Genomic DNA, 6,027 nt, shown 5'->3' on the forward strand with positions numbered 1-6,027 from the left:
GACCCCTTACTCTTCCTATAGCCTGCGTCCCCTGACGCGGCTCCCTCCAACACGCGATGTAAGCAGTAGCGCTCGTTCCTAAACAGTTAACTCAGCCACCCACTGTCTCTGCGCTCCTGCCTACTTCGCATTCTTGTTGGACTCACTTGAAGTAAGGATAATACCCGCCGCTGCGCTTGATAGCCTCATCGGAGTGAACGGAAACCTCGACAAGTGAAACCGCCTCGGCTGGATACGCAGTCTGGGCAAGCGCTTCACGAAACCGCGCTGTTATCGTCGGCAGGTGTCGCGCCAGCTCGAAGCGCGCCAGCTCTGCGTCCTCTCCGAAGAAAACGAGGCAACAGAGTCCGCTCGGCTCGGCCACCCCCATCCAAACCTCTACAGAACGAAACGCGAAGCCCTGCTCCCGTAGGAAAGCGATGATCTCCCGACTCGCACGTCGTCCCTTTGGTTTCAGGCGAAAGTGATTTCGTAGAGAGACTAATAGTATTTTTGCGAACGCGCCCATATGAGAGGCTCAACTACCTCCCGATGAGGCACCCCGACCTGTGAGATGACGATCGGTAAATCCAATAGAGGTTGAGATGATCATGGCGGGCTAGACAAATCCAAGGGCTGGTCGGGGTTGTCCTCGATCGGGCTGGTTAGCCTCGGCGTGACCCGGGGACATCCAACGTCTCTTTCCGCCCAGAGACACCATGAACAGGCCAACAACGGAACAAAGAAAACTAGTTCGAAGACGAGACCCATCAGAAATAGCATTGGTGAACCAGCACCATCCGCTCTGTCCATCCCGCCGTTCTCGAGAACGAACCAGATACTCCGGCCAAGCTGGATGGTAAACACCGCGAGGAGGGACCCAACACACGCCACGCTACTGAACCAGGACCAGCGAACTCTCTTCCGAAGAGCGGCGGCGGAAATACACCAGATCACTCCGAACGCGATTGAGAAGTTGCCCACCGTCTTTGATGGATGTGTAAGAAAGATCAGAACCCCAGAAACTAACCACGCGAGGATCACATGGAAGGAAGCCATATAGTCCGAGTCTAACGACCGATCGTGAGCGACCGCCGCCGTAAGAAGGCGCGCAACGAGGTGGCCGATGTAGTGACGGTAGTCATGTCCGGAATCCCGATGCTGGCGGCGGTTCGGTCGACGATCTGGTTCGGGGATTTGGATACACCCAGCCACTTCCAACGGACAAATACAACTGGGGTCCTGAACCACGGGTTATCGGTTGACGACACCACCTCGATGACCTTGTGTGCAAAGGGATCAGCTTCAATCCACCTGCTGCTTCCAAGGTATGCCATGACATGAATCCCATCAGCGGTAACGGCCAGGTCTCCCATTCTCAGCCTCGAATGATCAGCCTCCACGACACTGTCCGCCCGAAACAGCTCAACAGTCCATCCTCGGTAACCATCCCGCAAAGCCAAAGCAGAAGTGTCGTGGCACCACAGAGCAATCGCGTCTCGAATCGGCGTTCCATTGACTGTTCGTAGTCCGTGATAGAGCTGGCCCCAGACAAGTCCCTTCCGGACAAGGCCAGAGCAGTCAATCCCCAAAAAACCCTCTCCGCCCCACACGTAGCGGACACCACGGAACAATTGGAGCCCGTGGGCATAATCTGCTGCCAAGATACCAGGCTCAACAGAGCGTCCGGGCATACATACTGCTATCGCCGGAAGAGCCCCCATGACGATCAAAACAACTCGGATGGTCTTCCGCTTCCACCACAAAAGTAATGCGCCCGCCCATGTCGTCGCGATCCCGGCAATAACTGCAATCCGAGTGAGCTGATACTCGACAGGATAAAGACACACGATGCCCGTCAGGATGGCACTCCAGATCCAGACTCGGCCCGCTTTCTTTCTGGTGTCATTGAGTTTCACAAGCTGGAGAGGGAGATTAACGACCTCCCGATGAGGCACCCCGACCTGTGAGATGACGATCGGTAAATCCAATAGAGGTTGAGATGATCATGGCGGGCTGGACAAATCCAAGGGCTGGTCGGGGTTGTCCTCGATCGGGCTGGTTGGGCCACGTCATGGATGCGTGTAGCGCTCTGGTCGTTTTTTCATGTCGCTAAAAATGACCCGATAAAAGTCGAATTGCTCACAAGCCGCGTCCCACCGTGCCTCAAACGCTTCAAACGGATTATTGCCGTAATCGAATTCCCGCCCCGCTGTCCCCGCAGCCTCTATCGCCTTCCATCGCGTCTGCGCAATCGGAATCAACTCACGAATAATCTGGGCATGCTCCTTCGCACCAAGAAACTCGTAAGCGGCAATCGTGTCCGAGAGAAACAGGTCATCCTCCTCCCTCATCATGCAGCTCTCAAGTCCACCAGAGCCACGCTCCCAATCGAACAACCTGGTGAGATAGTAGCGCCGCAACTCGGCCGAAACGGACGCGAGCATCTTGGCAACGGCCTCGCGACGTGTGTCGCCGGTCTTAGGAACGAGCTCACACAGGTAACCCCAGACTTCCGTATCAATGTCTTCAAGCTTGCGAGCGTCATGAAACAGTGACTGTTCAAGTTTGGCGGGAGGTGGTGGTGGCGGCCATAAATGTTTCTGGTCAGTCATACAGGAACAAAGCGTGCAGCATAAAATTAGTGCAGCAATCGGACGCATAGTGACCTAACAAGAATGCGATGTAAGCAGTAGCGCTCGTTCCTAAACAGTTAACTCAGCCACCCACTGTCTCTGCGCTCCTGCCTACTTCGCATTCTTGTTAGGCCCCGTCTTCATGCGAGATTAGCCACCTCGTGCTCTGGAAACGGCTGCGTCCATCCGTCCTCAACTGAATAACTTGGCCGGATGCGCAGCAACTCAAATCTCACTCTGCGCGCAAATGCCTGGAGCGGAAACGACGCCTCGAATGCTGCCCCATCGTGGTCAGGATGCTTGAGAACAACTCGAACCGAAACCGACTCTCGGTGCAACTCACAGGTCATAAAAGCCGGCTCAAGCGAGAACTGCACCACCTCATGTGTGGAATGTCGCAACAGACGGGCAGTGGCCGCGGCCAAATCACGGAGAGAATCATTCGGGACATCAGAGACTGTCTGTGTGAAAGCGTCTGGCGGCTCTCCAAAGGTGACATCAATCCACCCATGCTTGGGCTCAGAGAGGTGGAATATCTTCATGACGCGCGCGAAATGGCCTAACGCCAAGCTATCCGACGCCGGGCAGAGCGGCCAGTACGCCTACCCGCGTGAGCTCCCGGCGTTCGGATGAGCGCATGGTTGAACTAAGCCGCTACGCGGCGACGAAGTAGTGACACGACTAGGCTTAGACTGACGCTGCAGAACGATCGGAGTCGTTGGTAGGATGGGCGTTCTATGAAAAACTCCAATCCTTCCTCCATTCATCCCAAACATCTCCAAAACATCCGCGCTCGCCAACGTGCCAAGGCTCAGGAAGCGGCCAAGCCCCCCACACCACCACCAACCTCACCAACCACGGTCACCATCCGCACCACTCCGCGGGAGTACGTCAACCCTGTTGATTACAAGCATCCCTACGAGTGCATGGACCGTTTCGCCAAGGCTCTGGCTCTGCGTTACGACGCGAATCGAACGCGTCATGCCTATTACCGTCAAGTGCGCCTGATCCATCAACACTTTGGATCTGACCCTTCGCTGCTGACCCAACCCCAACTCCGTGACTACTTCCTGTTCATCAAACTCAAGAAGAAGTGGAAGCCCAAGTCCATTCGCTTAGCCAAGGCTGCCTGTTGCCAGTTCTTCATCGACCTCCTCGGTCACTCCGAGTGGACCGTTTTGCGTCAAGTCCGCACCAAAGATCACGACACCCTACCCGCAGTCCTCACCCTCCAACAGGTTCATGATCTCATTGATCGAATCCGCCTGCGCCGCTATCGCACCCCCATCAAACTGATCTACGTCTGCGGCCTGCGCCTCAGCGAATGCCTAGCCATCACCGTCCACGACATCAAGGGCAAGGAGAACAAACTTCTCATCCGCTCCAGCAAAGGACATCAGGATCGCGTCCTGCCATTGCCGACCTCCATGTGGCACGAACTCCAGGACTACTGGCGGGAGCACAAACATCCACTCTTACTCTTCCCCAACGTCGGCCGGGGCGACCGCGGTTCCGTGGCTCAGCGCATGCACCAGGCCACCGCACCCATGCCTTGCTCCTCGTTGCAGCGCTTACTCATCGTCGCCCGCAAAGAACTCAACATCCCGGCAGCCAAAATCCACACCTTGCGTCACAGCTTCGCCACCCATCTACTGGAAGCCGGAGCACATCTGCACACCATCCAAAAGCTGCTCGGTCACAAACAGATTAACTCCACCATGGTCTATCTGCACCTGACCCACCAGACCGTCAGCGACACCTTGCACTTGATGGACAAGTTGTATCGGTCTCTTCCTCGCTAACGCTTCTGCGCATTCTCATGGCCGCCGAACGCACTGTGCTGGCGGCGCTGCGTCAGTTCCTGCCGACTTTTCGTCAGCAAACTTATGGTCTTTCAAAAGACCAACGTCGCGCCTGCTGGGCCTTAACCCATTGCCGAACCCCGGCTTTGGGGGGGCAGTCCTTTGCTTGCAAACCCTGTCGCCATGTCCACTTTGCCTGGCACTCCTGCAATCACAAGGCCTGCCCTCAGTGCGGCGGCGGGGCCACCGCCGCTTGGATCCAGCGCGAGATGACCAAGCTGGTTCAAGCACCCTATTTCCTGGTGACCTTCACTCTACCGTCTCAGTTGCGCTCCTGTTTCTTCGGGCCCCATGCCAAAGAGGCCTACGACCTGTTCTTCACCGCAGTCTCAGGCGCGCTTTCCGAAAAGCTCGCCACCGCCAAGGGCTTTAAAGCCGCTGTCAGCGGCTTCACCGCCGCGCTCCACACCTGGAACCAGCAAATGGGCTTTCATCCCCATATTCACTGCCTGGTGCCAGGAGCCGGCCTGGACGAGGAAGGCCGCTTCGTGCAAGTCAAGCAGGCCGACTTTCTCGTTCACTTACCTCATCTCCAAGCCGCCTTTCGCCAGCATCTGCGTCAACTCTTCGACATCCATGGGTGGCAGGCTGACCCAGACGTGTGGAACTTGGACTGGGGTGTGCACATCCAACCGGCAGGCACCGGAGCCGCTGCTCTCAAGTATCTAGGCACCTACGTCGCGCGAACTGCCATCTACGATGCCCGCTTGGTTCAGATCACTGAAGAAACCGTTTCGTTCCGCTGGAAGAACCGCGACGCTGGACGCGTCGATATCTGCACTCTGCCCGGGGCCGAGTTCGTTACTCGCTACCTACAGCATGTGTTGCCTCGGGGCATGCGCTCCATTCGTTACTACGGCTTCTGCCATCCTGCGGCCAAAGCCAAGCGTTTGCGTGTGCAGTGTCACGCGGGAGGACCTGTGCAATTGGGCGACACATCCATCGCCGTGCCGCCGACGCGGCCTCACTTATGTCCGTGCTGCAATCAGCCAATGACCTTCTTGCGTAAGATCCCCTCTCCTTACAGCCAGCGAGGTCCTCCTCGGCCGGTAGCCTTGTTCACTTCGAGAGCCAAAGCATGAACGCTCTTCTGTCAAATTTTGATCGAAGCGCGATTGGGACCGTCTTGTCTTGGCGAGGCGACCAGCTTGGTCGTCAAGCGTTTCAGGGAGGTTTACCTCATGACCTGGATCTTCCATGGCTCTCGTTCTTCGTTTACGGAAGGCAACCAGCCCTGGGATCACTCACCCATCTTGCCAAATTCCGGGTCAGTTTGGTCTATCGCCTCTCACTCTCCCAAACACAAGCGCCATAGGCGCTCTTCCTACACCTTTCCCCGCATCCGGGCTTGTTCAACCAAGGGTGTAGTTGCTGGCTTCGCTGCGCTTCGCAGCAATACACCCTTTCCTGTTAGGCCCGGTTCTTGGCCTCGTGGTAATCATACGGGAAATCAGGATCGTCGAGGCAGCTCTGGACATAGTCCGTGAGAGAATTGGCGACGCGCGCGGCCCGCTCTGAATCGGGTATGTCGTCGTGAACGCGTTCGTGGT

General features: G+C 56.6%; 6 protein-coding genes. 2 read left to right on the forward strand and 4 right to left on the reverse strand.

What is annotated here, in order from left to right; translation table 11 throughout:
- Positions 1-142 precede the first annotated feature (142 nt).
- From JNN07_24200 to JNN07_24210, 3 genes are all read right to left on the reverse strand, one after another.
- The gene (locus JNN07_24200; protein ID MBL9170856.1) at positions 143-508 is read right to left on the reverse strand and encodes a hypothetical protein; all 366 of its coding nucleotides are present in this window, start codon (positions 506-508) and stop codon (positions 143-145) included.
- Between the two features lie 541 nt (positions 509-1,049).
- Complete coding sequence (locus tag JNN07_24205) at positions 1,050-1,898, reverse strand: C40 family peptidase (protein MBL9170857.1); 849 nt, start codon at positions 1,896-1,898, stop codon at positions 1,050-1,052.
- A gap of 153 nt (positions 1,899-2,051) precedes the next feature.
- Entirely contained in the window at positions 2,052-2,594 is a 543-nt protein-coding gene (locus JNN07_24210; protein ID MBL9170858.1) for a hypothetical protein, read from the reverse strand.
- Between the two features lie 758 nt (positions 2,595-3,352).
- Here JNN07_24210 and JNN07_24215 point away from each other — a divergent pair.
- Positions 3,353-4,417 carry a tyrosine-type recombinase/integrase gene (locus JNN07_24215; protein ID MBL9170859.1) on the forward strand — a complete coding sequence of 355 codons (1,065 nt, stop codon included), beginning with the start codon at positions 3,353-3,355 and terminating at the stop codon, positions 4,415-4,417.
- A 17-nt stretch (positions 4,418-4,434) separates the two neighbouring features.
- Entirely contained in the window at positions 4,435-5,559 is a 1,125-nt protein-coding gene (locus JNN07_24220) for a transposase (protein MBL9170860.1), read from the forward strand.
- Positions 5,560-5,887: 328 nt separating this feature from the next.
- Here JNN07_24220 and JNN07_24225 read toward each other — a convergent pair.
- Positions 5,888-6,027 (reverse strand): hypothetical protein (locus tag JNN07_24225; protein MBL9170861.1); only part of this gene is annotated, 140 nt, incomplete at its 5' end.

The sequence above is a fragment of the Verrucomicrobiales bacterium genome (assembly GCA_016793885.1).
Lineage (GTDB): Bacteria > Verrucomicrobiota > Verrucomicrobiia > Limisphaerales > UBA11320 > UBA11320.

Bases quoted from the DNA above. Each gene is read 5' to 3' on its own strand.
- JNN07_24220 (MBL9170860.1), top strand. From the start codon at position 4,435: ATGGCCGCCGAACGCACTGTGCTGGCGGCGCTGCGTCAGTTCCTGCCG.
- JNN07_24210 (MBL9170858.1), bottom strand. From the start codon at position 2,594: ATGACTGACCAGAAACATTTATGGCCGCCACCACCACCTCCCGCCAAA.
- JNN07_24215 (MBL9170859.1), top strand. From the start codon at position 3,353: ATGAAAAACTCCAATCCTTCCTCCATTCATCCCAAACATCTCCAAAAC.
- JNN07_24200 (MBL9170856.1), bottom strand. From the start codon at position 508: ATGGGCGCGTTCGCAAAAATACTATTAGTCTCTCTACGAAATCACTTT.